General features: G+C 53.1%; 24 protein-coding genes. 19 read left to right on the top strand and 5 right to left on the bottom strand.

Annotated elements, in window-relative coordinates; genetic code table 11:
* The first annotated feature begins 43 nt into the window (after window positions 1–43).
* From ACOBQJ_RS14460 to rpsU, 17 genes are all read left to right on the top strand, one after another.
* A complete protein-coding gene (locus tag ACOBQJ_RS14460) occupies window positions 44–382 on the top strand; it encodes a phage holin family protein (RefSeq protein WP_421072530.1) in 339 nt (112 codons plus the stop codon).
* 69 nt (window positions 383–451) lie between these two features.
* Window positions 452–1,498 carry a stage II sporulation protein P gene (gene spoIIP / locus ACOBQJ_RS14465; RefSeq protein ID WP_421072478.1) on the top strand — a complete coding sequence of 349 codons (1,047 nt, stop codon included), beginning with the start codon at window positions 452–454 and terminating at the stop codon, window positions 1,496–1,498.
* Between the two features lie 297 nt (window positions 1,499–1,795).
* A complete protein-coding gene (locus ACOBQJ_RS14470; RefSeq protein WP_421072479.1) occupies window positions 1,796–2,197 on the top strand; it encodes a hypothetical protein in 402 nt (133 codons plus the stop codon).
* Window positions 2,198–2,575: 378 nt separating this feature from the next.
* Window positions 2,576–4,384 (top strand): translation elongation factor 4, encoded by a 1,809-nt coding sequence (gene lepA / locus ACOBQJ_RS14475; RefSeq protein ID WP_421072480.1) that lies wholly within the window; start codon window positions 2,576–2,578, stop codon window positions 4,382–4,384.
* Window positions 4,385–4,396: 12 nt separating this feature from the next.
* Window positions 4,397–4,612 (top strand): hypothetical protein, encoded by a 216-nt coding sequence (locus ACOBQJ_RS14480; RefSeq protein ID WP_421072481.1) that lies wholly within the window; start codon window positions 4,397–4,399, stop codon window positions 4,610–4,612.
* 152 nt (window positions 4,613–4,764) lie between these two features.
* Window positions 4,765–5,901 carry a radical SAM family heme chaperone HemW gene (gene hemW, locus ACOBQJ_RS14485; protein WP_421072482.1) on the top strand — a complete coding sequence of 379 codons (1,137 nt, stop codon included), beginning with the start codon at window positions 4,765–4,767 and terminating at the stop codon, window positions 5,899–5,901.
* Window positions 5,902–6,011: 110 nt separating this feature from the next.
* Window positions 6,012–7,052 carry a heat-inducible transcriptional repressor HrcA gene (gene hrcA / locus ACOBQJ_RS14490; RefSeq protein ID WP_421072483.1) on the top strand — a complete coding sequence of 347 codons (1,041 nt, stop codon included), beginning with the start codon at window positions 6,012–6,014 and terminating at the stop codon, window positions 7,050–7,052.
* Between the two features lie 13 nt (window positions 7,053–7,065).
* A complete protein-coding gene (locus tag ACOBQJ_RS14495; RefSeq protein WP_421072484.1) occupies window positions 7,066–8,649 on the top strand; it encodes a TCP-1/cpn60 chaperonin family protein in 1,584 nt (527 codons plus the stop codon).
* A gap of 20 nt (window positions 8,650–8,669) precedes the next feature.
* Window positions 8,670–9,305: a nucleotide exchange factor GrpE gene (gene grpE / locus ACOBQJ_RS14500; RefSeq protein WP_421072531.1), complete on the top strand. Its 636-nt coding sequence runs from the start codon at window positions 8,670–8,672 to the stop codon at window positions 9,303–9,305.
* 32 nt (window positions 9,306–9,337) lie between these two features.
* Window positions 9,338–11,188 (top strand): molecular chaperone DnaK, encoded by a 1,851-nt coding sequence (gene dnaK / locus ACOBQJ_RS14505; RefSeq protein WP_421072485.1) that lies wholly within the window; start codon window positions 9,338–9,340, stop codon window positions 11,186–11,188.
* Between the two features lie 456 nt (window positions 11,189–11,644).
* A complete protein-coding gene (dnaJ, locus tag ACOBQJ_RS14510) occupies window positions 11,645–12,766 on the top strand; it encodes a molecular chaperone DnaJ (RefSeq protein ID WP_421072486.1) in 1,122 nt (373 codons plus the stop codon).
* A 386-nt stretch (window positions 12,767–13,152) separates the two neighbouring features.
* A complete protein-coding gene (gene prmA, locus ACOBQJ_RS14515; protein ID WP_421072487.1) occupies window positions 13,153–14,079 on the top strand; it encodes a 50S ribosomal protein L11 methyltransferase in 927 nt (308 codons plus the stop codon).
* A 28-nt stretch (window positions 14,080–14,107) separates the two neighbouring features.
* The gene (locus ACOBQJ_RS14520; protein ID WP_421072488.1) at window positions 14,108–14,311 is read left to right on the top strand and encodes a tautomerase family protein; all 204 of its coding nucleotides are present in this window, start codon (window positions 14,108–14,110) and stop codon (window positions 14,309–14,311) included.
* On the top strand, window positions 14,308–15,126 hold the full coding sequence (locus tag ACOBQJ_RS14525) for a 16S rRNA (uracil(1498)-N(3))-methyltransferase (RefSeq protein ID WP_421072489.1): 819 nt from the start codon (window positions 14,308–14,310) through the stop codon (window positions 15,124–15,126). The genes ACOBQJ_RS14520 and ACOBQJ_RS14525 overlap by 4 nt, the downstream gene beginning before the upstream one ends.
* Window positions 15,071–16,408 carry a tRNA (N(6)-L-threonylcarbamoyladenosine(37)-C(2))-methylthiotransferase MtaB gene (gene mtaB / locus ACOBQJ_RS14530; protein WP_421072490.1) on the top strand — a complete coding sequence of 446 codons (1,338 nt, stop codon included), beginning with the start codon at window positions 15,071–15,073 and terminating at the stop codon, window positions 16,406–16,408. The genes ACOBQJ_RS14525 and mtaB overlap by 56 nt, the downstream gene beginning before the upstream one ends.
* A gap of 51 nt (window positions 16,409–16,459) precedes the next feature.
* Window positions 16,460–16,804, top strand: coding sequence for a histidine triad nucleotide-binding protein (locus ACOBQJ_RS14535; RefSeq protein ID WP_421072491.1), 345 nt, complete (start codon window positions 16,460–16,462; stop codon window positions 16,802–16,804).
* Between the two features lie 170 nt (window positions 16,805–16,974).
* Window positions 16,975–17,151 (top strand): 30S ribosomal protein S21, encoded by a 177-nt coding sequence (rpsU, locus tag ACOBQJ_RS14540; RefSeq protein WP_134213427.1) that lies wholly within the window; start codon window positions 16,975–16,977, stop codon window positions 17,149–17,151.
* Between the two features lie 87 nt (window positions 17,152–17,238).
* Here rpsU and ACOBQJ_RS14545 read toward each other — a convergent pair whose 3' ends face one another.
* The 3 genes from ACOBQJ_RS14545 to ACOBQJ_RS14555 all read right to left on the bottom strand — a co-directional run bounded on the left by ACOBQJ_RS14545 (window position 17,239) and on the right by ACOBQJ_RS14555 (window position 18,641).
* Entirely contained in the window at window positions 17,239–17,811 is a 573-nt protein-coding gene (locus tag ACOBQJ_RS14545; RefSeq protein WP_421072492.1) for a ComEA family DNA-binding protein, read from the bottom strand.
* Window positions 17,812–17,979: 168 nt separating this feature from the next.
* Entirely contained in the window at window positions 17,980–18,198 is a 219-nt protein-coding gene (locus ACOBQJ_RS14550; protein ID WP_421072493.1) for a DUF2997 domain-containing protein, read from the bottom strand.
* An 8-nt stretch (window positions 18,199–18,206) separates the two neighbouring features.
* The gene (locus ACOBQJ_RS14555; protein ID WP_421072494.1) at window positions 18,207–18,641 is read right to left on the bottom strand and encodes a hypothetical protein; all 435 of its coding nucleotides are present in this window, start codon (window positions 18,639–18,641) and stop codon (window positions 18,207–18,209) included.
* Between the two features lie 184 nt (window positions 18,642–18,825).
* Between ACOBQJ_RS14555 and ACOBQJ_RS14560 the strand changes: the two genes are divergently transcribed.
* Both ACOBQJ_RS14560 and ACOBQJ_RS14565 read left to right on the top strand, forming a co-directional pair.
* Entirely contained in the window at window positions 18,826–20,472 is a 1,647-nt protein-coding gene (locus ACOBQJ_RS14560; protein WP_421072495.1) for an AAA family ATPase, read from the top strand.
* A gap of 2 nt (window positions 20,473–20,474) precedes the next feature.
* Complete coding sequence (locus ACOBQJ_RS14565) at window positions 20,475–21,074, top strand: 4Fe-4S single cluster domain-containing protein (RefSeq protein WP_421072496.1); 600 nt, start codon at window positions 20,475–20,477, stop codon at window positions 21,072–21,074.
* 180 nt (window positions 21,075–21,254) lie between these two features.
* On the opposite strand, the gene ACOBQJ_RS14570 is transcribed toward ACOBQJ_RS14565, so the two are convergent.
* Both ACOBQJ_RS14570 and ACOBQJ_RS14575 read right to left on the bottom strand, forming a co-directional pair.
* Complete coding sequence (locus tag ACOBQJ_RS14570; RefSeq protein WP_421072497.1) at window positions 21,255–22,517, bottom strand: radical SAM protein; 1,263 nt, start codon at window positions 22,515–22,517, stop codon at window positions 21,255–21,257.
* A 4-nt stretch (window positions 22,518–22,521) separates the two neighbouring features.
* A complete protein-coding gene (locus ACOBQJ_RS14575; RefSeq protein ID WP_421072498.1) occupies window positions 22,522–23,511 on the bottom strand; it encodes a hypothetical protein in 990 nt (329 codons plus the stop codon).
* Window positions 23,512–23,653: the final 142 nt, after the last annotated feature.

Consider the following 23,653-nt stretch of genomic DNA (forward strand, 5'->3'; position numbering starts at 1 on the left):
AAAGCTATTTTTAGACTGCGAGAGACAGGAGGTGATAATGATTATGCAGTGGCTGGGAGTTATTATCAGGTTTGTTGTTTCAGCACTTGTTTTAATTGTCGTAAGCTGGCTTTCACCCGGTTTCGTGGTGAGAGGGGGATTTGTTGGAGCGCTGATTGCCGCTGTCGTAATAGCCGTCCTCGGGTATGTGGCCGAGGCTCTGCTGGGTGACCGTATTTCCCCGCAGAGCAGGGGCCTGGTGGGATTCATAACAGCGGCGGTGGTTATTTATCTGGCCCAGTTTATTATCCCCAACTTGCTCAGCGTGAGTGTTGTCGGAGCTTTAATTTCAGCATTTATTATCGGACTAATTGATGCTTTTGTACCAACTGCCTTGCGATGACAGCTCACCCACATAAACCCCCCGCTCCGGGCATAAAATTAATCAGCAAGCCCGAACGGGGGGTTTATCATGTATTCTGTTCCAGCCAGCAGGTACAGGAGGGCTTTTCAGGGCCGCCTGTACATTAAGGTTATTGGCATTTTATTTTTGCTCTCATACTGCCTCATCAAGATAATTCCCGCCATTTTCACAGCTTACCCTTCAGCTGCCGGCGCTATAAAGGAACTGCCTGGCAGGGTCCTGGAATCATACCGGGCTGAGCCCCTGCAGATTATAAAAGCAGCGCTGCCGATACTCCGCTGGAGCAGTTTTGAGGGTGACGGCGCGGTCCCGTCGGTTACGGAGGCTTTTTTAAGCTGCGCCGGAGTTGTGGGAAGGGTAAACCTGCTCAGCCCGGCCGCGGTCCTGCAGTCACAGATACCGCTGCTGGCCGCGGTTGAGTACCCGGATTCAGCCATTGTGACAGGCCCCGGTTTAGATGTAGGGGGGGGGAACGAGGTCCCCGCCCTGACCGGGGAGAGCCTGGTCTGTATATATAATACCCATACCGGTGAAACATACAGCCTCACCGACGGGGTCGAAAGGCTGGATGGGCGGCACGGCGGGGTGGTAACGGTAGCGGCCGCCATGCAGGAAACACTCGAAAGCAGTTATGGGATAAAGGTGGCCAGGTCTGACAAGATCAATGATACAGACTACAACTTGTCTTATCTTGAGTCGGAAAAAACGGCCCGCGAGCTCCTTTCAGCAAACCCGAAAGCCGGCGTTGTCTTTGACATCCACCGTGATTCCGGCAAGACCAGGGAGCAGAGTGTTGTAAATATTGACGGCCAGACCCTGGCGCCCGTACTGTTTATTGTTGGTTCAGACGCCCGCAGGCCTTTTCCGGCCTGGCGGCAGAACTACGCCTTCGCTGTTGACCTTTCAGACAGGATAAATGAAAAGTATCCGGGGCTTTCCCTTGGGGTCAGGGTAAAGGACGGTCTCTACAACCAGTCCCTGCACCCGCGTGCGGTCCTGCTGGAAGTGGGCACAACAGAAAACTCCTGCGAGGAAGCGGTCCGCTCCGCCCGGCTCATAGCTGGCGTGGTGGCTGACGTACTCGTTGGAGAATAAACCGTGTCAAAAGAACCGTCCCCTTGACACGATCGTGTCAAGGGGACGGTTCTTTTGACACGCTTAGCAAAGGGACCAGTTCTCGCGCAGCTACTTGGCACAGGGAAGCACAACTGTCCTAATGCGCTAATGTGCCTATGTTGACTGTTTTACAAGTGTTAAGTAAGGTCATAATATTAATAATACGGACGGGGACACGCTCGTTGAGGCTTGGACTTGAGAATATAGGGATAGATAATCTACGGATACTCGACGTCCACGGCTCACGACTCAGTCCCCGATTATGGAGCAATATCTATGGAATGGACAAGGTTTAGGCTTACGCTTCTGTTATGCGCCGCCGCGGTGGTCTGGGGAGTAACAGTCTCGGTTGCCGAATTCAATTACCGGGTCCGCCCGGAGGTCCCTTTATACGCGTTTAAAGTGGAGAGACAGGGTCCAGGTCTGTTTCAGGTTGATTTTCTCGGTGAGAGGGTCAGTTTGGCCCTGCCGCTGGACCAGGCCACACCATATACCGATTCAGAAAAGCTCAGGATATACCGGGAGCAGGCGGCCAGTTTTTCAGATAGTACAAGCCGCAGCGTTAAGGTTTTTTTGTCCGAAACATCGACAAAACTAAATGAGTGGATAGAGGTACTGAAAGAAGATTTAATCTTCTATTCTTCAAGTTGGGAAGACCTTATTACATTGGAAGAATAGTTGGACCTGTTGTGCGGCAGGTTTGCGTGGTAAACAGTTGATGCCCACTGTGAACATGTTAGGTGGCAGAGAACTGAAAGGAAAACTAAGAACGTCCCCCTGTTTCCCTTGCTGCAAAAGTGGGTATACTTCACAATAGGCCAGCTCCTCCATTAGCTTGTAGCTCTGTACTTTCGTAGTATAACCTACGTGTCGCTATTGGAGTGGCTGGCCCTTTCATTAAGTGTTTTATTTCACAAAGGAAACAAAAAGAACATTTCCCTGTGTTTGAATGCGACAACGAGCGTCCCCTGTGTCGCACTGTCACCAAAAGATTGATACCCACCTGCGACGGTGATATAATTATATGGTTGTTTATATATACACGGAGGTCCGTCAATGGAATGGGAGAAAGATAGAATCCGGAATTTTTGCATCATCGCCCACATCGACCACGGTAAATCGACCCTGGCCGACAGGCTGCTGGAGTACACGGGAGCGCTGAGCGGCAGGGAAATGACCGACCAGGTGCTTGACCAGATGGACCTGGAAAGGGAGCGGGGCATAACCATAAAAATGCAGGCCGTGCGTTTGTACTACAGGGCAAAGGACGGCCTGGAATACCAGTTGAATTTGATTGACACGCCGGGGCATGTGGACTTTTCCTACGAGGTCTCGCGCAGCCTGGCCGCCTGCGAGGGGGCTCTGCTGGTCGTTGACGCGGCGCAGGGGATCGAGGCCCAGACCCTGGCCAACGTCTACCTGGCCCTGGAGCATAACCTTGAGATCATCCCGGTGATAAATAAAATCGACCTGCCCAGCGCGGACCCGGACGGGGTTAAAAAAGAGATAGAAGACGTTATCGGGCTGGACGTGTCGGATGCGGTGCTGGCTTCAGCGAAAAGCGGCAGCGGCATCGAAGAGATCCTGGAAAAGATAGTGAAAATCATCCCGCCGCCCGGCGGCCAGGCCGGTTCGCCCCTGCGGGCGCTGATATTTGACTCGCACTACGACCCATATAAAGGCGTTATAGCTTATATCCGTGTCATGGAAGGCTCGGTGAAAACGGGCATGCAAGTCAGGATGATGGCCACCGGCAAGGTATTTGAAGTGAACGAGGTTGGCATCTTCAAGCCTTCCCTGACCAGCATAGGCGTGCTGCATACCGGCGAGGTGGGCTTTATCGCGGCCAGCATAAAAAACGTGAAGGACTGCCGGGTGGGCGACACTGTTACAGACGCCGCCAGGCCGGCGCCGGTGCCCCTGCCGGGCTACCGCCGGGCGACCCCGATGGTGTACTGCGGGCTTTACACGGCCGACACCGTCGATTACGGCGATTTGCGGGAGGCCATGGAAAAGCTCAGCCTGAACGACGCCTCGCTTACCTACGAGCCGGAAACTTCCGAGGCGCTTGGGTTTGGCTTCCGCTGCGGTTTCCTGGGGCTGCTGCATATGGAGATAGTCCAGGAGCGGCTGGAGCGCGAATACGGGCTGAACCTGATTACCACCGCCCCCAACGTCGTTTACCGGGTGACGACAACGGCGGGAGAAATATTAGAGATCGAAAACCCCAGCAAAATACCCCCGGCCGGCAATGTGGAATACATTGAGGAGCCTTATGTCAGGGCCACCATCATGGCCCCCAAGGACTTTGTGGGCGCGGTGATGGAACTCTGCCAGGAACGCCGCAGCGTATTCAACAACATGGAGTACATGGGCGTAAGCAGGGTGATGCTGACTTACGATATGCCGCTCAGCGAGATCATATATGACTTCTTCGACCAGCTCAAGTCGCGCACCAAGGGCTATGCCTCCCTTGACTACGAACTGGCCGGGTACAGGCAGTCCGACCTGGTCAAACTTGATATCCTTATCGCGGGCGAAGTGCTGGACGCGCTGTCAATCATCGTGCACAAGGACAAGGCCTACTACAGGGGGCGCCAGCTGGTGGAAAGGCTGCGGAGCCTGATCCCGCGCCACCTATTTGAAGTGCCGATCCAGGCCTCCATTGGCAACAAGGTCATCGCCAGGGAAACGGTGAAAGCGGTGCGCAAGGACGTCCTGGCCAAGTGTTACGGCGGCGACATAACCCGTAAGCGCAAGCTGCTCGAAAAACAAAAAGAAGGCAAGAAAAGGATGAAACAGGTGGGCAGCGTGGAAATTCCGCAGGAAGCCTTCATGGCCGTCCTTGGCCTGGGCGAAAAATAAGGGGGGCTTATTATGAGCTGCTATCTCCGGCACCTTAAACCGTTTTTAGGCGAACTGGGCATACAGCCCGCGACAAAAGAGGAGCGCCGGCGCGTGGATATGACTGTCAGGGCCGTGGTAGGCATGGAAAACGAGCAAAAATGCCCCGAGGTCTGGAAAGTAGTAAAGGTCTGGCTGCAGGACGCGGAAAAGAAACAGGCTCTGGCTGACGCGCTAAATAAATTATAATCGGTACCAGGTACCTTAGGGAGATCTGTAGGTGCGAATTTAGTCGCACATTGGCCGGTTGAAGCCGGCCCTACAATCATATAGATTTACATGAGGAATGCCAGAATCCCATGACTCACGTCTCACGACCCAATTTCCGGAGGTGTCCGGTCATGCCTATCGGACTTTATATACACGTCCCATTCTGCATTAAAAAATGCCTTTACTGTGATTTTACCTCCTACCCGGTGAGTGGCCGGGGGGTTAAGGTATACCTGGAGTCCCTTATCAGAGAAATCAACCTTTACGGATCAACGCTGGCTGGTGAGGATAAAATCATCTCCAGCGTTTTTTTTGGCGGCGGCACTCCGACCACCCTGCCGCCGGCTTCGTTCAGGACGGTGCTGGACGAGGTGCGGGCGTCCTTTTCCCTGGCGGCCGGCTGTGAAATCACGGCGGAAGCCAACCCCGGCACTGTTGACAGCGCGGGCCTGGCCCAGCTGCTGGAGGCGGGGGTGAACAGGCTCAGCATCGGCGTCCAGTCGTTCAACGACGGGCTGCTGGGTGTACTGGGCCGGGTCCACAGTGCGGGACAGGCGTTGGAAGCGGTGCGGCTGGCCAGGAAAGCGGGTTTTGACAACATTAACCTGGATTTTATATGCGGCATCCCCGGCCAATCGCTCCATGACTGGCGGGAGACGCTGAATAAAGCTGTGGAAATGGCCCCGGAGCATATTGCCGCCTACGGGCTGCAGTTGGAGAAAGGGACTCCCCTGGCAGAGGCGGCCTCCCGCGGTGAAATTTGCGCCTGTCCCGAGGAGACTGAAGAAGCAATGTACCAGGAAGCTATTGAGATTTTAACAGCGCATGGCTATCAGCATTACGAGATATCGAATTTCGCCAAACCCGGCAGGCAGTGCGCCCACAACCTGGTTTACTGGCTGAACCGGCCTTACCTGGGGCTCGGCCCGGCAGCCCACTCTTTTATCGGCGGGTCCAGGTTTTCCAATGATGCTTCGCTGGAAAGGTATTCTGACAGACTCTCCAGGGAAGAATACCCGGTAGAAAACAAAACGCTGCTGTCGGCGGAAGACGAAATGTCAGAGACGATGTTTCTCGGGCTGAGGCTTACCGGCGGCATTGATTTGGACCTTTTTCACAAACGCTTCGGCCGGCGGGCCGAGGATATCTACCGGCGTGAAATAGAAGGCCTGATCGATAAAGGCCTGCTTGAAATGTCCGGCGGCCGACTGTGTCTTACAAAAAAAGGACTGCCGCTGGCCAACATAGTTTTTAGGGAATTTGTGTGAATCCTTTTTCCCTATTCCCTTGACAAATATATAGAGGTTTGTTATTTTTTATTTAAGTGTTTTTAGCACTCAGCGTCATAGAGTGCTAACAATGAAAGGGGGTTCCGGTAATGGACGACCGCAAGCAAAAAGTACTTCTCGCCATCGTTCAGGATTTTATAGCCACCGCTGAACCCGTTGGATCCAGGACTATAGCCAAAAAATACGGGCTCGGAGTGAGTCCCGCCACCATACGCAACGAGATGGCCGATCTCGAGGAGATGGGCTATATTGAACAGCCGCATACTTCCGCCGGGCGTGTCCCGTCCGTGCGCGGTTACCGCTATTATGTGGACTACCTGATGAAAAAGCGTGAGCTGACCAGGGATGAGGAAGAGCTGATCCGCAGCCAGCTTGAAACAAAAGCCAGGGACGTGGGCCGGGTTATCCAGCGGACCGGAAACCTGCTCTCGCAGCTTACCAGCTATACATCAATGGTGCTGACCCAGCAGATGGGCCCGAACAATTTCAAGCACGTCCAGTTGGTGCAGATGAACCCTTCCCAGACCATGGTGATAGTGGTAATGGACAACGGGGCTGTGCACAACAGGATGATCGAGACTCCTGAAAGCATCATCGCCAGCGACCTGGAGACGCTTTCCAAAGTATTAAACGCCAAGCTGCAGGGCCTGAACATGGAGACCATAAAGATCACCCTGCTCAAGGAACTGTATTTTGAGCTGGGCAGGCACAAGCATATCCTGGACCTGGCCCTGGAACTGATCCAGGACAGCCTGGCTTTAAAAGAAGAGGACAAAATCTACCTCGGCGGAGTATTTAACATGCTCACCCAGCCGGAGTTCCACAACGTGGAAAGGGTCAAGACGATGCTGGGCATCCTGGAGCAGGAAAAGCTTCTCTGCGAGCTGTTGTCCGGCGAGAGCAGGGACGAGGGCGTTACCGTAAGGATAGGCGGGGAGATCAAAGATTACGATATCAAGGACTACAGCGTGGTGGCCGCGCCATACACTTTAAGCGGCCGCAAAATCGGCACCGTCGGCGTGCTGGGCCCGACCAGGATGGACTACGCGAAGGTAATCAGCGTGGTTGACTTTTTAACAAAGAATCTTTCCATAGCCCTGGACCGCGTGATCTTTGGCAGGGGGAGATAGGAGGTTACCGTATTTGAGCCTGAAGAGGGAAGCGGCATCCGGGTCGGATGTGGACGAGCGGCTGGCTGCCTTGATGACCAACTCCAACGCTGTCCGGGCTATTGCCAGCGCGGTGGAGGGAACTCTCGGCCCCAAGGGGCTGGACACCATGCTTGTGGATAAATTCGGCGATGTGGTTATTACCAACGACGGTGTGACCATATTGACCATGATGGAGGCGAACCATCCCGCGGCCAGGATGCTCATCAACATAGCGCGGGCGCAGCAGGAGGAAATCGGCGACGGCACCACCACGGCGACCGTGATGGCCGGCGCCCTGGTAAGCTCCGGGGTGGAGCAGGTGGCGCGGGGAGTCCCGGTGGCCCGGGTGATTGAAGGGCTGCGGGTAGGCCTGAATAAGGCGCTGGAGATTATGCGCGAGCAGGCGCGCCGGGTGTCCGGCCTGGATGACGGGGCGGTCCGCCAGGTGGCGCTGATAGCAGGCCGCAGCCACGAGGACATTGCCGACCTGGTGGTGCAGGCCGCGGTGATGATCGGCGAGGAGAAGCTGAAGGATAAAAATTTTAAGTTCTCAGATACAATTGTGGCGGAAGAGGGGGCTGATAATGAGGTCTTTATGGGCGTCATTGTTAACAAGGAACGGATAAGCCGCCAGATGCCCGGTGAATTGAGAAATATAAGCGTACTGGTTATTGACGACGCCCTGGAGCCGGAGGAGATCGACGAGGAAGCCCTGCGCACCGAAGCGGGCTTTGCGCGCTACATGCAGCTGCAGGAGGAATTCAGCGGCAATTTAAAAAAAGTTGCGGCGCTCGGCGTAGGCCTGGTCCTCGTGGACCGCGGGGTCAGCGACACTGCCGAGGATATCCTGACTGACGCCGGAGTGATGGTGGTCCAGCGGGTGGCCAACAAGGAGCTGCGCAAGGCGGCGGAACACACCGGCGCCAGGATGCTGAAGCGCACCGGCCTGAAAAAGACGCGCGAGGACTTGGAAAAGTGCCTGGGCCGGGCCGATAGAGTGTATAACGACGAAAAACTCGAGCAGGTCTGGATCCTGGGCGGCGGCGGTAAGCCCATGGCCACGGTGCTGGTGGGGGCCGCCACTTCGGAAGTGGTGGGCGAAAGGGAGCGTATCGCCAGGGACGCGGCCGCGTCGGTGCAGTCAGCCATCAAAGGCGGTGTGGTCCCGGGCGGCGGGTCACTGGAGCTGGCGGTAGCCCGCGAGGTGGAGAAAGTGCGCGAGGGCATCCGCGGCATGGCTGCTTACGGTGTGGACTGCGTGGTGGAAGCGCTGAAGCGCCCCCTGTCCCAGATTGCGGCCAATGCCGGGTTCAACCCGCTGGAAAAACTGGGTGACGTTATCGCCGCCCAGGCGGAAACGGGGAAAAACTCGCTGGCCATCGACTGCGACAGCGGCCAGGTGGCGGATATGCTTGAAAGCGGGATTGTAGACCCGGCCGATGTGAAAATATATGCCCTGAGGGCTGCCGGTGAGGTGGCCGAGGCGATACTGAGGATAGATACCATTATCAAGAAACGCGAGGAAAAGGAAATTGAGAGAGACCTGCAGTCCAGGGAAAGCAGCAAAATGTTTTAGCGAGGTGATTTTGAGTGGGCATGCATGATGAAGAAAAAGATCTGGAAAAGTTAAATGACGACTGCGGCGAATGTCAGCAGGACGGACCGGAAACGGTTTCTGCCGAAGGCGCCCAGGGCGCCGCGGAAGTAGAACCGGGCGGAGAAGCAGGGGGAACTGGGGGAGCCGGCGGGGAAGCGGCGGGTGAAAATGACCCCGCGGTCCTGCGAAAGATGCTGGCGGAACAAACGTCACGGGCCGATGAAAACTACGATCGCCTTATCCGGCTGCAGGCCGACTACGATAATTTCAGGCGCCGGACTCGCCAGGAAAAGGAAGAGATCTATAAATATACTTCCGAGAAGCTGGTCAGCGCGCTGCTGCCGGTACTGGACAACTTTGACCTGGCGCTGTCGGCTGAAGGCAACTCTATAGAAAGTTTTAAGTCCGGGGTGCAGATGATCTACAAGCAGTTGATGGATGTGCTGGCCGCGGAGGGGGTCGCGCATATTCCCGCTGTCGGCGAACAGTTTGATCCCCTGGTCCACGAGGCCGTGCTGCGGGCGGAATCGGATGAGCATCCCGACAACACGGTTATTGAAGAACTGCGGCGGGGTTATTATTTAAAGGACAAGGTGATCCGCCCTTCCATGGTTAAGGTAGTCAAGTCATTGTAACAATGAATTTAATATAACGGGAGGTATAAGCAATGTCTAAAGTAATAGGAATAGATCTGGGCACCACCAACTCCTGTGTGGCTGTGATGGAGGGCGGCGAAGCGGTGGTAATTCCAAACGCTGAGGGAGCGAGGACCACTCCATCGGTGGTGGGTTTCTCCAAGACCGGAGAGAGGCTGCTCGGGCAGGTGGCCAAAAGGCAGGCGGTGAGCAACCCGGACCGCACGGTTAGCTCTATAAAACGCCATATGGGTACCGACTATAAGGTTACCATTGACGATAAAAACTACACGCCGCAGGAAATATCGGCGATGATCCTGCAAAAGCTTAAGGCGGACGCCGAAGCCTACCTGGGCGGCAAAGTGGACAAGGCGGTTATTACCGTGCCGGCCTATTTCAGCGATTCCCAGCGCCAGGCTACCAAGGACGCTGGTAAGATCGCCGGCCTGGAAGTGCTGCGCATCATCAACGAGCCGACCGCGGCCGCGCTGGCCTACGGGCTGGACAAGGAAGAGGAGCAGACAATATTGGTTTACGACCTCGGCGGCGGCACATTTGACGTTTCCATCCTGGAGCTGGGAGACGGAGTTTTCGAGGTCAAGGCCACCAGTGGCAACAACCGGCTGGGCGGCGACGACTTCGACCAGAGGGTTATCGACTACCTGGCCACGGAGTTTAAAAAAGAGTCCGGTATCGACCTGCGCAACGACAAGATGGCCATGCAGCGCCTGAAAGAGGCTGCTGAAAAAGCGAAGATCGAGCTTTCCGGAGTGGCCACGACTAATATCAATTTGCCGTTTATCTCGGCTGACGCCAGCGGGCCAAAACACCTGGACATCAACCTTTCCAGAGCCAAGTTTGAGGAAATGACGGCAGACCTGCTGGAAAAAACCATGGGCCCGACCCGCCAGGCGCTTTCAGACTCCGGGCTGGAGCCGAAAGACATCGACAAGATCCTGCTCGTGGGCGGCGCTACCCGGATGCCGGCTGTGCAGGAAGCCATCCGCAAGTTTTTGGGCAAGGAATCCCACAAGGGTATTAACCCCGACGAGTGCGTCGCTATCGGCGCCGCCATCCAGGCGGGTGTCCTGGCCGGTGAGGTCAAGGACGTTTTGCTGCTGGATGTGACGCCGCTGTCCCTGGGTATTGAAACGCTGGGCGGTGTGTTTACCAGGCTGATCGAGCGCAACACGACAATCCCGACCTCCAAGGGACAGACTTTCTCCACGGCGGCTGACGGGCAGACCACTGTTGAAATACATGTGATCCAGGGTGAGAGGGCGATGGCCGCGGACAACAAGACCCTGGGCAGGTTTACCCTCACCGGGATCCCGCCGGCGCCTAGGGGTGTGCCCCAGATCGAGGTAAAATTTGATATCGACGTTAACGGCATCGTTAACGTTTCGGCCAAGGACATGGGCACCGGCAAAGAGCAAAGTATGACCATCACCGCTACCACTAAACTTGAAGAAAACGATATAAACAGGATGGTTAAAGAAGCAGAGCAGCACGCTGCCGAGGACAAGGAGCGAAAAGAACAGGTAGAGATCAGAAACCAGGCCGACAGTATGGTCTACCAGGCGGAAAAGACCATCAAGGACTTCAAGGACAAGGCTGACGCCGCGGCTATAGAAAAACTCCAGACTGCCACAGACGAGCTGAAAGAAGCTTTGAAGGGCACCGACACAGGAATGATTAAAACCAAGTTGGAGGCGCTGACCGGTCCTCTCTACGAGCTGACTGCTGCCATGTACCAGAAAACAGGGCAGGAGCAGGCGGCTCAGGGCCAGGCCGGAGATGGCGCCGGCACTGGCGGCGCTGCCGGGCAGGACCCCAAGGACAATGTCGTTGACGCCGACTACGAGGTCAAAGAAGACAAATAGCGTGTCACGGGGACGGTTCTCTTGACACGATCGTGTCAAGGGGACGGTTCTTCTGACACGGTAAGCGTGTGGACTGTTCCCGGTTGCGACACCGGGGACGGTCTCTGTTGCCGCATTTGGAATGAGACTTGAGACGTGAGATGTAGGGCCGGCTTCAGCCGACCAACGTACGGCTTCTGCCGCACCTGTTGCCCTCACATGATGAGCAGCTGGTTTCAACGCCATGGAGCAGTATTAATATGTCGACACTTTGCGGCGGGATAAATCCAGCCCTACAGCAAAATAACTTCAATACAACTCACGGCCCACGGCTCATTTAATGTTTCCGATGTGAAGTTTATATTTGTACCATTTCTGCAAGATCGTATATAATAGTATATCGTAGAGACTAGTATACCTTTTCAGGGGAATCATGGTTCCCCTTTGCTTTGTTTATTTTGACAAGGTGGTGGACTGATGGCGAAGCAGGATTATTATGAACTGCTGGGTGTATCCCGCAGCGCTTCCACGGACGAGATAAAAAAGGCTTACCGAAAGCTGGCGCGCAAGTATCACCCCGACGCCAATCCCGATGACCCCAACGCGGAGGCCAAGTTTAAGGAAATCAGCGAGGCTTACGTGGTCTTGAGCGATCCTGAAAAGAGAGAGAATTACGACCGCTTTGGACATGCGGGAGTTGACGGGCAGGGTTTTGGCGGTTTTAACGGCTTTGGCGACTTCGGCGGCCTTGGAGATATTTTTGAAATGTTTTTCGGGAGCTCCGGCCGCAGGCGTTCCGGCCCTGAAAAAGGCGCGGATATAAGGGCTGAGCTTGAATTAACCTTAAATGAGGCTGCTTTTGGCCTGGAACGCGAAATCAAGGTCGCGCGCACCGAGACCTGCGGCACTTGCGGAGGCAGCGGGGCCGCGGCAGGCAGCAAGCCGGCGACATGCAGCGCCTGCGGCGGGACTGGCCAGGTCCAGTTTGCCCAAAACACACCTTTTGGCCGTATTGTCCAGTCACATACCTGTGACCGCTGCCGCGGCACTGGGAAAATTATTGAGAAGCCTTGCCCCACCTGCCGCGGTACCGGGCAGACCAGGAGAATGCGCAGCATAAAGGTTAAAGTCCCGCCGGGAGTTGATAACGGTTCCCGCCTGCGCGTCGCCGGTGAAGGTGAATCCGGGACAAGGGGAGGCCCAAGGGGCGACCTGTACGTTTATATTCACGTTAAACCGCACAAAGTATTCAAGAGGGAAGGCGACGACCTGATCTGCGAGCTGCCCATTTCATTTGTCCAGGCAGCCCTGGGCGATGAACTGGAAGTGCCCACACTGGAAGGCACTGCAAAATTAAAAGTGCCTGAAGGGACCCAGTCCGGGACGATTTTCCGGATGAAGGGCAAAGGCGTGCCTAACGTGAGCGGGTTTGGCCGCGGAGACCAGCACGTCCTGGTCAAGGTCGTGACTCCGACCAAGCTGAGCGAGAAGCAGAAAAGCCTGCTGAAGGACTTCGCCAAAATGGGCGGAGAACACCAGAATATACCACAGGCTGACAAAAGCATTTTTGAGAAGGTTAAGGACGCTTTCATGGGTTAGCTTGCACAGAGTGCGAAAAGTGTGTCAAGGGGACGGTTCTCTTGACACGTTTTTATACTGAATTAGATAACGGGGAATTTCTTAATACCGCATAAGGGCTTACTGGTTAGGTTCCTGACCGGTACTTAAACCGGCACTCGTTAATGGAGCGTGTCAGAAGAACCGTCCCCTTGACACGATCGTGTCAGAAGAACCGTCCCCTTGACACGATATATACTGAATTAGATAACGGGGAATTTCTTAAATACCGCATAAGGGCTTACTGGTTAGGTTCCTGACCGGTACTTAAACCGGCACTCGTTAATGTAGCGTGTCAGAAGAACCGTCCCCTTGACACGATCGTGTCAGAAGAACCGTCCCCTTGACACGATATGGAGGATATGATTGTGGAATGGTTGGAAATCGCGGTGCGCACCCCTGCCGACGGGGTCGAGCCGGTTTCGGAAATTTTTATAGAAATGGGCGCTGGCGGGGTTGTTATAGAAGATCCCGCCCTTATTCTTCAATACGAACGTAAAACACATCCTGACGAATGGGCTGTCTCGGAACAACCGGAAGAGAACGGCCTGAGCCTGGTAAAAGCCTACCTGCCCTTGGAGGACGGCTGGCCAGGCAGGGTTGAAGAAATAAGAAGCCTGGTAAGCCAGCTGGGCCTTGCCCCCATGCCTGAAATAGCGACGCGTGCCGTGGCTGAGGAAGATTGGGCCGAGGCATGGAAAAAGTATTATAAGACTGTGCGTGTAGGGCGGCGGCTGGTGATAAAACCGTCCTGGGAGGAATATCAACCGCTGGAAGGCGATCTCGTCATCGAAATGGACCCCGGCATGGCTTTTGGCTGCGGCACCCACGCCACGACTGCGCTCTGCCTGACGCTGCTTGAAAAATATGTGCGGACGGGCATCACTGTGTACGACATAGGGACAGGTTCAGGCATCCTGGCCGTGGCGGCGGCCAGGCTCGGAGCGGGACGGGTGTACGCGGTCGACCTGGATCCGGTGGCCTGCAAGACGGCGGCGGAAAATGTCGAAAGAAATAATGCCGGCGGCGTGGTCAGCGTAAGACAGGGCAACCTGGCGGAGCTCCTGGAAAACGGGGCCGACCTGGTTGTCGCCAATATCATTGCCGACGTTATCGCCGGCTTTGCTCCCCAGGCCGCGGCCATTCTCAAACCCGGCGGGGTCTTTATCGCTTCCGGGATTATCCGGGAGAAGGCGGATATGGTGCGGAGGGCGCTTGAAGCAGCCGGCCTTTCAGTATGCGAGGACCTGGAGGACGGGCTGTGGATCGCCCTTGTGGCCAGGAAAGAGAGCTAATCTGTTGAAAATAGGGAGGTGTTAAGTAATGCCATTCGTCAATATAAAAATAACAAATGAAGGGGCCACCGCGGAACAAAAAGCCAAACTTATCCAGGGGGTCACCAGGCTGCTGGCGGACACGCTGGGAAAAAACCCGCAAACCACGGTAGTTGTAATTGAAGAAGTCGACACGGACAACTGGGGTATCGGGGGAGAGACCGTGACGAGCCGAAGAGCGCAGGGCAAATGAAAGAGACTAACGCCCCCCGCTTTTTTGTGGACCCCGGCAGCATTAAAGATGGCCTGGCCCGCATAACAGGGCCGGACGTGGTACATATAACAAGAGTCCTCCGCCTGGGGGCAGGCAGTACTGTTGTTGTCCTTGACGGCAGGGGCAGGTCCTACGAGGCTGAGATCCAAAGCTCCGGCAGGGACGAGGTCGTCTGCGGGATTATAAAAGAGCTTATGACGGCCCCGGCCTGCCCCGTGAAGGTTACCCTCGTGCAGGGCATTCCCAAGGGCGACAAAATGGATATAATTATACAAAAGGGGACCGAGCTCGGTGTCAGCCGGGTTATCCCCCTGATCTGCCGGCGGGCTGTGGTTAAACTGGAAGGCGAGCGCATGTCCAGGAAAGTTGAGCGCTGGCAGCGGATAGCCCTTGAGGCGGCAAAACAGTGCCGCCGCCCGGATGTGCCCGAGGTAAGCGAGCCGGCGGAACTGGACGGTGTGCTGGCCGGACTGCCGGAGCAATGTGTGGCGCTCATTCCCTGGGAGGAAGAAAATACAGTTTCGCTAAAAGATATTTTGTATAATAACAACGCGGTTGTGGAAATATATGTATTTATCGGCCCCGAGGGAGGTTTTACCCCCGCTGAGGTCGAACAGGCGCGGTCGGCGGGCGTCCGGCCGGTAACACTGGGGCCGCGTATTCTTCGTACAGAGACTGCCGGCATCGCTGTTTTGACAATGGTCCTCTGCCGGTGGGGAGATCTCGGAGGGATGGTCAATGACAAAGAAGAGGGTGGCGGTATACACCCTGGGATGCAAGGTCAACCAGTATGAGTCAGCCTCCCTGGCCGGGCTTTTCCAGGAGCGGGGTTACCAGGTCGTGGACTTTGCAGGCGAAGCCGATGTCTACATAATAAACACCTGTACCGTCACCCACCTGGGGGACCGCAAGTCGCGGCAGTTGATCCGCCGGGCCGCGAAGGCCAATCCTGACGCCGTGGTCGCGGTGACCGGCTGTTATGCCCAGGTTTCCCCGGGCGAGATCGTGGAAATCCCGGGAGTTGACCTGGTGGTCGGCACCAGGGACAGGGCAAAGCTGGTGGACCTCGTGGAGAAGGCGGTTAAAGGGCGCGCCCCAGTAAACGCTGTCAGCGAGTACGCGGACGGGGATGCATTTGAGGAAATCTATGTACAGCCAATACAGGGCAGGGTGCGGGCGTTTTTGAAAATACAGGAAGGCTGCAGTAATTTCTGCACCTACTGCATCGTGCCTTATGCCAGGGGACCGCTGCGCAGCAGGGATCCGGGCCGGGTAATAGACGCCGCCCGGAAACTGGTAGCCTCCGGCTACAAAGAAATTGTTTTAACCGGCATCCATACCGGGGCCTACGGCGTGGACCTGGATAACGGCATCACCCTGGCCGGACTCTTGAAAAGCCTGCTCGACATACCAGGGCTCGTAAGGCTGAGGCTGAGTTCTATCGAACCGCACGATATAACTCTGGAGCTGGTTGACATCATGTCAGGTTCAGAAATATTCTGCCGCCACCTGCACGTGCCGCTGCAGAGCGGTAATGACGAGGTCCTCCGGATGATGGGCAGGAGGTATACCTCCTGGGAATATCTCCGGCTGGTGGATGTCCTGAAAGAAAATATCCCGGGGCTTGGTTTAACTACTGACGTGATGGTTGGATTTCCCGGCGAAAGTGAAGAATATTTTCAGAGCACACTCGAGCTGATAAAAAGAATAGGGTTCAGCGGGCTGCATGTTTTCAAGTTTTCACCACGCGAGAGGACTCCCGCCGCCTGTTTCGACCGGCAGGTGGAACCAGCATTGAAAGATGAGCGCAGCCGCAAACTAATCCAGCTGGGCAAAAAATTAACGGCTCAATTTGCCAGGTCGCATCTCGGCCAGGATTTAAGCGTCCTGGCGGAGCAGCCTGTCCAGGATGCCGCCGGTTATTTTGAGGGACATACAGATAACTATATCAAGGTTGTTTTTCCGGGGACTGAAGGCCTGGCGGGACAGATTGTCCGGGTGAAGGCAGAAAAGGTGAAGGGGACTATAATCGAAGGCAGAATTATTGATCAGCAGGATGAAGGATTTAATTGCTGATATGTTGAATAAAAGTTATAAAACAAATTTCCTCAAGGGGGAGGTGGAAATATGTCGGATTGCATCTTTTGTAAAATAGCCAGCAAAGAAATACCAGCGGATATTGTTTATGAAGACGGGCATTTAGTGGTTTTTAAAGATGTTAAACCAGTTGCTCCTGACCACCTCCTGCTGATCCCGAAAAAACATTTTTCTTCGCCGCTTGATTTTGGCGAAGAAGACATTGAAACAGCGGGCCGGCTGATGGTAACCGCCGCGCGTATCGCCCGGGAGATGGGATTCGCTGAAAAAGGCTTTCGCGTGGTGTGCAACTGCGGGCGCGACGGGGGACAGACGGTTAGCCACATCCATTACCATCTTTTGGCGGGCAGAGCGCTCCAGTGGCCGCCGGGTTAGGCGCTGCCAGTGACTGAGACAACCTTTAGAATTGACAGATTAAGAAAGTAAATTTAGACTTTGGTTGACTCTTTGCTTTTAGCTGTTGTATAATGTTTAGTGTTTGTTTATGGAAAGTGATTTTAGACAAAGTTGTGTTTTATGGTTTAAGCGGAGGGAGGGAAAGTATTGTGGCGGAAGTAAAAGTTGGAAAAAACGAAACACTGGACAGTGCCCTCCGGCGGTTCAAGCGTACCTGTCAAAAAGCTGGTGTTCTGGCTGAAGCGAGAAAGCATGAACATTATGAGAAACCCAGTGTGCGGAGGAAGAAAAAATCTGAGGCGGCTAGAAAACGCAGATTCCACTGATCAACACAAAAACAATGCTTGGCGTTAAGCCAAGCATTTTTATATTATTGAGCTCTTTTTATTCTATTTGCAGATGTATTGAGGTTATTAATAATCAATTATTCTGCCGGGAGTACCGGGATCTTCATTAACGTCCTTTAGTGGATTGATAACCACAAGCGGTCGCAACTGCTCAACAATGTGGGGCTTAAGGCCCAATCCCTCTGCAAATTCCTCGATAGATTTGAAGCTGTTTTTAGATAACCGTAAACCTAATGCTTTTTTGGCAAGTATTACGCCAACGCCAGGCAGAGAGGCAATTGTTTCCTCGGGGTCATTGTTGATATCAACCAACGCAGACGGACCGGAAGGCGCGGGTGCGGAAGGGGGTGCAGTTTGTTGGTGGACTGAAGCGCCGGGAGTTGAAGCAGTCTGAAAAGGTGGATTAATACTGCCGGCAGACTTGGAATGATTTACTTGATACTCACGGGCAAACTGCTCTTTTAACTTATCATCCATAGTTTTTTCATTATTCAGGTAAGCGTCAAGCCGCAGTAGATATTCCTTGCGGACAAACAGGGCGTGAGCTATGGAACCCGCCCACAACCCAACGATGGAACCATATACAAGGTTCTTTAATTGAAAACTGTCCCCTACAATTGAGGGTGACGTTGTAATCATAAGAATCAAAGGGAGAGAATAAACTGCTCCCCAAATTATCCATTTACGCTGTTTAACCTTTGTCCCTATATAAAAGAAAGATATCCAGGCAAATATCATAAACAAAGTGAATACTATCCAAAATGAATTTAAGATCTCCCATTTCTTGCCTCTGGATGTTAAGGGCATCTATTTCACCTTTCCTTCCATATTTATTTCCTGAGGTGTCTCAACCTGCAATATTTCATTTTCGTAGTATTCGGCCGTATAGTTAGAATCTACCGTTTTCGCCTGTAGTAACTCCTCCAGAATGTGAATATAATCCGTACATTTCTTTCCTTTCACTCCCTGGACTTCGGCCTGGATACGACCGTCGGGGAAAACCTGAATTTTAACCCTCTTTGTCATACTGCACCTCATCGAATATTAAAGGTTAGCACAATAGAATTATCCTGTTGGATCTCCTCTGTCTCAAGAACAAAACCGTGCTCCTGCGATCGGGCCAGGAGGTTTCGGTACACCTGCTGCTGCACTTCTTTGGTATATTCGGCCTGCAGGTCGTTTATAAAACTCTGGGCGGACTCAAGAGAAATCGGTCCCGAGAATACAGCTTCAAATACTTCCTGTTGGTTGCGTTGAAATAATATCCGGCTTCCGTCTATATTGGAGTCAATGTTATTGCCAAGGCTCACATACCGGCAGCCATAATTTTGCAGCGCCTTCTGTAGAAGATTTTCGTCCCGGAACACGGTCTGAATGTTAAGTGATTGTGACTCCACATTTTCTTTTTTTATGTTGACCGCACTGACAATAGCAATGGCGATGGGCACCATGATCAAACCAATCCCCACGTTGATCCTTCTTTCTAAAGAATTACTTTATTTCCTTACTAAAAGACTATATAATTATTTTCTCTCTTTCTCCACCATATGGTAAATTCCTGCTGGAAATAAAGGATAATTTTACTATCTTGTCGAATGATTAGAAAAATTTCGTTCCCTCTATAGGGAAAATTAATCAAGGAGGATTTTTGTAGTGGTTGCTGATAGAAATTATGCGTTTAATATACAGCTGGCCAACCTCTTTAAGGCACGCTTTCCTTTTTTATATATTCCCACCTGGGAGGAAGATCGAGCCCTGGCTATTATCGCCATGGTGACTAAAGATGAATCCTTGATCAGAACCTCCCGCGCACTCTTTACCTGGACTATGACCTCAGGTATATCCGGTGAGGGAAATCCAGGCCGGGAGGAAACGAAATCTCCGCTAAAAGCGCTTGAGTACATCGAAAATTATAGTGAGCCAGCCGTTTTTGTGCTTAAAGACTTTCATGTTTTTTTCGGTGGTCAGGGCAGGACACCCGATTTCCAGGTTATTCGCAAGATTCGTGACCTGGTCCCGGTCCTGAAGCAGAGCTCCAAACCAAAAAACGTCGTTTTGGTATCTCCTTTTTTAGTTCTGCCGAACGAACTTCAAAAAGATCTAACCATTGTAGATTTTGACCTCCCCTCCTTTGAAGAGATTAAAAATATCTTGCGTGAAATGATAGACACCAACAAGCGCAGCGGAAGGATAGCAATAGAACTTGCGCCGGATGAAGAAGACCGGCTGGTGAGGGCTGCTTTGGGACTCACCTTATACGAGGCTGAAAATTCATTTGCGCGGGCAATGGTGGAAGACGGAAGCCTTAACATAGGAGACTTAGAGGTTATCCTGGAAGAAAAACGCCAAATTATTAAAAAATCTGAAATCCTGGAGTTCGTCAAAACTGATGTCAGAATGGATGATGTCGGTGGTTTGGAGAACCTCAAGCGGTGGTTGACAAAGCGCAACAAATCATGGCTGGATTCCGCACGTAAGTACCGCCTTCTTCCCCCTAAAGGGGTGCTGATTACCGGTGTCCCCGGCTGTGGTAAGAGCCTGACCGCCAAGGCCGTAAGCGCAATGTGGCAGCTCCCGCTGCTGCGTTTAGATTTGGGAAAGATATTCAGCGGAATAGTGGGCAGCAGCGAGGCAAACATGCGCCAGGCTATTAAAACCGCTGAAGCTATCGCCCCCTCCATTTTGTGGATCGACGAGATTGAAAAAGGATTTAGCGGGACAGAATCTACCGGTGACAGCGGCACCTCAAGCCGCGTGTTCAGTACCTTTCTTACCTGGATGCAGGAAAAAAACAAACCGGTTTTTGTCATTGCCACTGCGAATAATATCCATCTTTTACCTCCGGAGTTTATGCGGAAAGGACGTTTTGACGAGATATTCTTTGTTGATCTGCCCACATTAAATGAAAGAATTGATATCTTCAAGGTCCATCTTAAAAAACGTCTGGTTGAACCCCAGGTTATAGGCGAGTTTAAAATGGACGAAGATACTTTCAAAAGACTCGCTGACCTAACTGAAGGTTTTGTAGGGGCGGAAATCGAACAGTTAGTAATCTCCGCACTCTTCGAGGCTTTCTACGATGAACGCAGTATTACGATGGAGGACATAGAAAAATCAATAGAAAACACTGTGCCGCTATCTATCACTCAGGCTGAACAGATAGGGAGAATAAGGGAATGGGCGAATGTCCGCGCCGTGGCGGCTACTCCCCAAGCGGACCGTTCTGAATATACCAAAAAAACCGAACAGGCGGGGGGCGATATCCTTTCCTCCCGTGGCGGCCGGACATTGGATTTTTAGATATGAAAATACGTATTTATAAGTTTCTCACGAGAACCAGGGTGGAAGGACCGGGAGAGAGGGCGTGCATCTGGGTTCAAGGTTGTCCGATTCGATGCCCCGGATGCGCTCTTCCAGATACATGGCCTTTTGAAGGCGGTCATGATGTAGATGTTGAGGAGCTTGCCGGGGCAGTGCTAAACGAGTCTCATATTGAAGGGGTGACTTTTGTTGGCGGTGAACCCTTCGAGCAGGCGGAAGCTCTGGCGCAACTAGGCAGTGTCATGCAGAAACACGGCCTGTCCGTAGTTACGTTTACGGGCTATCTGTTCGAAATGATTAATAAATATGACCGCCCGGGGTGGCGTGAATTGTTATCGGTCACAGACCTATTGATAGACGGCCAATATATTAAGGAACTGTCTGATTTAAGCAGGCCTTGGGTTGGTTCTTTAAATCAGAGATATCATTTCCTGACCCCCCGCTACAAAGCCCTGCAGCAGGATCTCAGTAAGATATTAAACCGCATTGAGGTTCGAATAGGAAGCAACGGTGAAATATATGTCAACGGAATGGCAGATATAAAAAACATCAACCAGCTTTTTACCTCAATAAATGATTAAAACGGAGGAAGCTGGTTTTAAATAAGGGTGCTTTTGGCCTCTGAAAGGATTATCTTACTTTTATAATTACGGAAGGATCTTAAAGAAATAAAGCTCATCCCAGTAAGGGTTGAGCTTTTGACATTTTAAATTTAACAGTGTATGTTATTTTTAAATATTTTTGCTAAATTCTCTAAGGGCTTATGCCGGATGACATCCGTGGCATCTTGCGCCGCTCATGTTCAGCATTTTTGATAACCGCTTGGTTTCCTGGCAGACTGCCCAGAAGAGGCAGTTTTCCTCGGAAGCGGTAAAGTGGTCTCCGGTCTGCTCGAAGTTAACGGAATAGCAGCCGCCGGTGCATTTCCTGGAGCACTGCCTGCAGAAGCGGGGCTGATAGCAGATTGGCTCCTGGAAGGGCTTCAGCAGCTTATAGTCAATTCCCGTGTTCACATTGCCGACGATATGTTTCCCTTTTTCATCAGTCAGGCCGAGCATCTTTGAACAGGGGCTCACATCCCCGTTAGGCGCCACGGCCAGCGAGGTGCTGCCCGCCCGGCACCCCCAGCCCCGGTATTCATTTTCGTCCTTTTCAAACTCCTCGATAAAAATCGGGTAACCTTCGCGTTTTAAACAATGGTAATAACGCAGTATTTTTACCAGGTTCAGCCCGTACCGCTCTATCTGCTCTTTGCTCCAGCACTGCGCGCCCTGGGCCGGGGCGATAATAAACTGATTAACCCCCAGCCCCGCTATTACTTTAAAATCCTCCTCCATATCGTCTATCGCTTCGGTGCTTACTGTCATCCTGACCCCGACCCAGGGCTGGTAGCTCTTGATCAGGGGGATTAAATCAACAATTTTGTCCCAGGTGCCCTCTCCGCTTTTGGTCCTCCGGTAGCGGTCATGGTTTTTCCGCCCCCCGTCAAGGCTTAGGAGCATGTTGATTTTGTTGTGGGCGAAAAATCTTAATATTTCTTCGTTAACCAGGGTACCGTTGGACGTTATGGCCCAGGTCACTGTTATGCCGCGCTTTTGGGCGGCCTCCAGCGCGTAGGGGGTGATCCGTTTGATTAAGTCAAACTCCAGCAAAGGCTCGCCGCCGATAAAGGTGATATTCACAAACGGATATGCCGCCCGTTCCATCAGCAGGTCAACCGCGTTTTTGGCCGTGGCAAAGGACATCCTCTCGTGTGCGCCTTTATCGTGGATGAAACAGTAGGCGCAGGTCAGGTTGCAGTTGAAGGTAAGGTTCAGCTCGACAGCTGCCAGGCCTGCCCGGCCCGCGGCTGTTTCGTTTGCTGCCAGGGACGCCAGTTTTAACGCGTCTGCCGGGTCGATAAAAAACTTCTCTGCCAAAACAACGGCAAGGTCCCGGGGGGAGTACCCGGGGTTTTCCCCGGTATACTCCCCGATGAATTTTACCATTTCATTCTGCCAGGTTTGATGATCGGTTTTCTCCATTAACTTATTCCTTTGTTTCTTTTTTTTCTTCGTCCTTGCTGTCATCCTTTACTGAAAATTCCGTTGGCGCCAGGGGCGGTTTTTGCGCCATCGGTCCGGGAGGCGCTCCTACCAGCCCTATAAACTGCTGTCCGCTGCAAACGAAGCCTCCAGGTACGCCGCACTGCGATCCGCCGAACACAAAAGGTGAACACGGCTGGCCAAACTGGAATGGCCCGCAGGGCTGACCAAACTGGAAGGGTCCGCAGGGCTGCCCGAATTGAAAAGGACCGCACTGGAACAGGAAAGTGCAGGGCTGACCAAACTGGAAGGGCCCACAGCCCCCAAACGTGAAAGGCCCACAGGGCTGGCCAAACTGGAATGGCCCGCAGACGAAGATCGGGCAGCCGCCGCCTGAAGGAGGTGCGGGCGCGTAACTGCCGGGGCAGGCAAATCGAAACGTGCAGGTGTCAGGAGGCCGGCAGATATAGCTGCGGGCACAGCTGAAGCCGGGGAAGGAGGTGCAGGCTATTTGCGCCTGCGGGTCCTGGCCCTGGCCGGCCAAACCGGCTGCCGGCTGCTGCTGCTGCATCTGGCCGGGACCCACTATGCCGAAAAACTGCGTGCCGGCGCAGACAAAGCCGCCTGGTACGGTGCATGTGGAGCCGCCGCCCCCTGGTACATAACTGCCGGGGCAGTTGAAGGAAAAGGTGCAGGTGTCGGGCGGCCTGCAGATATAACTTTGGGAGCAGGTGAAGCCGGGGAAGGATTGGCAGGCTATTTCGGCTTTTACGCTGTCTCTTAACTTTTCCGCGATTTCATCCATGTTCAGAGTCCGGGAGGGTGTTTCCCAGACAATATATACAGCCTGAACAGGTATGGTGCCAATTCCCTCATCGGATTCAAGACGTACATACTGCTGGTCCGCCGACAGGACTGTTCCGGATATCTTCCTGCCGTTGGCCAGCTCGATAACGACTGTTTTGCCGGTGTTAGCTTTTAATTGCTCCAACAACTCAAAAACTCCTCTCGTGGATATATTATCCTTTTAACCTAAAATATGTTCCAAGCAGACGTTTTGTTAAAAAACATGTCGTTTGTTTTAATTTTTAAGTAAAAATGTGGCTGACAAAAGATCACAATCTCAAACATACAGG

This window comes from Pelotomaculum propionicicum (genome assembly GCF_048984525.1).
GTDB classification, from domain to species: domain Bacteria; phylum Bacillota; class Desulfotomaculia; order Desulfotomaculales; family Pelotomaculaceae; genus Syntrophopropionicum; species Syntrophopropionicum propionicicum_A.

What these genes read in the sequence shown, in the direction of transcription:
- spoIIP (WP_421072478.1), top strand. Translation starts at nt 452, where the DNA reads ATGTATTCTGTTCCAGCCAGCAGGTACAGGAGGGCTTTTCAGGGCCGC.
- ACOBQJ_RS14550 (WP_421072493.1), bottom strand. Translation starts at nt 18,198, where the DNA reads ATGACAAAGAGGGTTAAAATTCAGGTTTTCCCCGACGGTCGTATCCAG.
- ACOBQJ_RS14460 (WP_421072530.1), top strand. Translation starts at nt 44, where the DNA reads ATGCAGTGGCTGGGAGTTATTATCAGGTTTGTTGTTTCAGCACTTGTT.
- ACOBQJ_RS14470 (WP_421072479.1), top strand. Translation starts at nt 1,796, where the DNA reads ATGGAATGGACAAGGTTTAGGCTTACGCTTCTGTTATGCGCCGCCGCG.
- ACOBQJ_RS14520 (WP_421072488.1), top strand. Translation starts at nt 14,108, where the DNA reads ATGCCATTCGTCAATATAAAAATAACAAATGAAGGGGCCACCGCGGAA.
- hemW (WP_421072482.1), top strand. Translation starts at nt 4,765, where the DNA reads ATGCCTATCGGACTTTATATACACGTCCCATTCTGCATTAAAAAATGC.
- hrcA (WP_421072483.1), top strand. Translation starts at nt 6,012, where the DNA reads ATGGACGACCGCAAGCAAAAAGTACTTCTCGCCATCGTTCAGGATTTT.
- ACOBQJ_RS14535 (WP_421072491.1), top strand. Translation starts at nt 16,460, where the DNA reads ATGTCGGATTGCATCTTTTGTAAAATAGCCAGCAAAGAAATACCAGCG.
- mtaB (WP_421072490.1), top strand. Translation starts at nt 15,071, where the DNA reads ATGACAAAGAAGAGGGTGGCGGTATACACCCTGGGATGCAAGGTCAAC.
- ACOBQJ_RS14525 (WP_421072489.1), top strand. Translation starts at nt 14,308, where the DNA reads ATGAAAGAGACTAACGCCCCCCGCTTTTTTGTGGACCCCGGCAGCATT.
- ACOBQJ_RS14480 (WP_421072481.1), top strand. Translation starts at nt 4,397, where the DNA reads ATGAGCTGCTATCTCCGGCACCTTAAACCGTTTTTAGGCGAACTGGGC.
- ACOBQJ_RS14545 (WP_421072492.1), bottom strand. Translation starts at nt 17,811, where the DNA reads ATGATTACAACGTCACCCTCAATTGTAGGGGACAGTTTTCAATTAAAG.
- grpE (WP_421072531.1), top strand. Translation starts at nt 8,670, where the DNA reads ATGCATGATGAAGAAAAAGATCTGGAAAAGTTAAATGACGACTGCGGC.
- dnaK (WP_421072485.1), top strand. Translation starts at nt 9,338, where the DNA reads ATGTCTAAAGTAATAGGAATAGATCTGGGCACCACCAACTCCTGTGTG.
- ACOBQJ_RS14570 (WP_421072497.1), bottom strand. Translation starts at nt 22,517, where the DNA reads ATGGAGAAAACCGATCATCAAACCTGGCAGAATGAAATGGTAAAATTC.
- ACOBQJ_RS14565 (WP_421072496.1), top strand. Translation starts at nt 20,475, where the DNA reads ATGAAAATACGTATTTATAAGTTTCTCACGAGAACCAGGGTGGAAGGA.
- dnaJ (WP_421072486.1), top strand. Translation starts at nt 11,645, where the DNA reads ATGGCGAAGCAGGATTATTATGAACTGCTGGGTGTATCCCGCAGCGCT.
- lepA (WP_421072480.1), top strand. Translation starts at nt 2,576, where the DNA reads ATGGAATGGGAGAAAGATAGAATCCGGAATTTTTGCATCATCGCCCAC.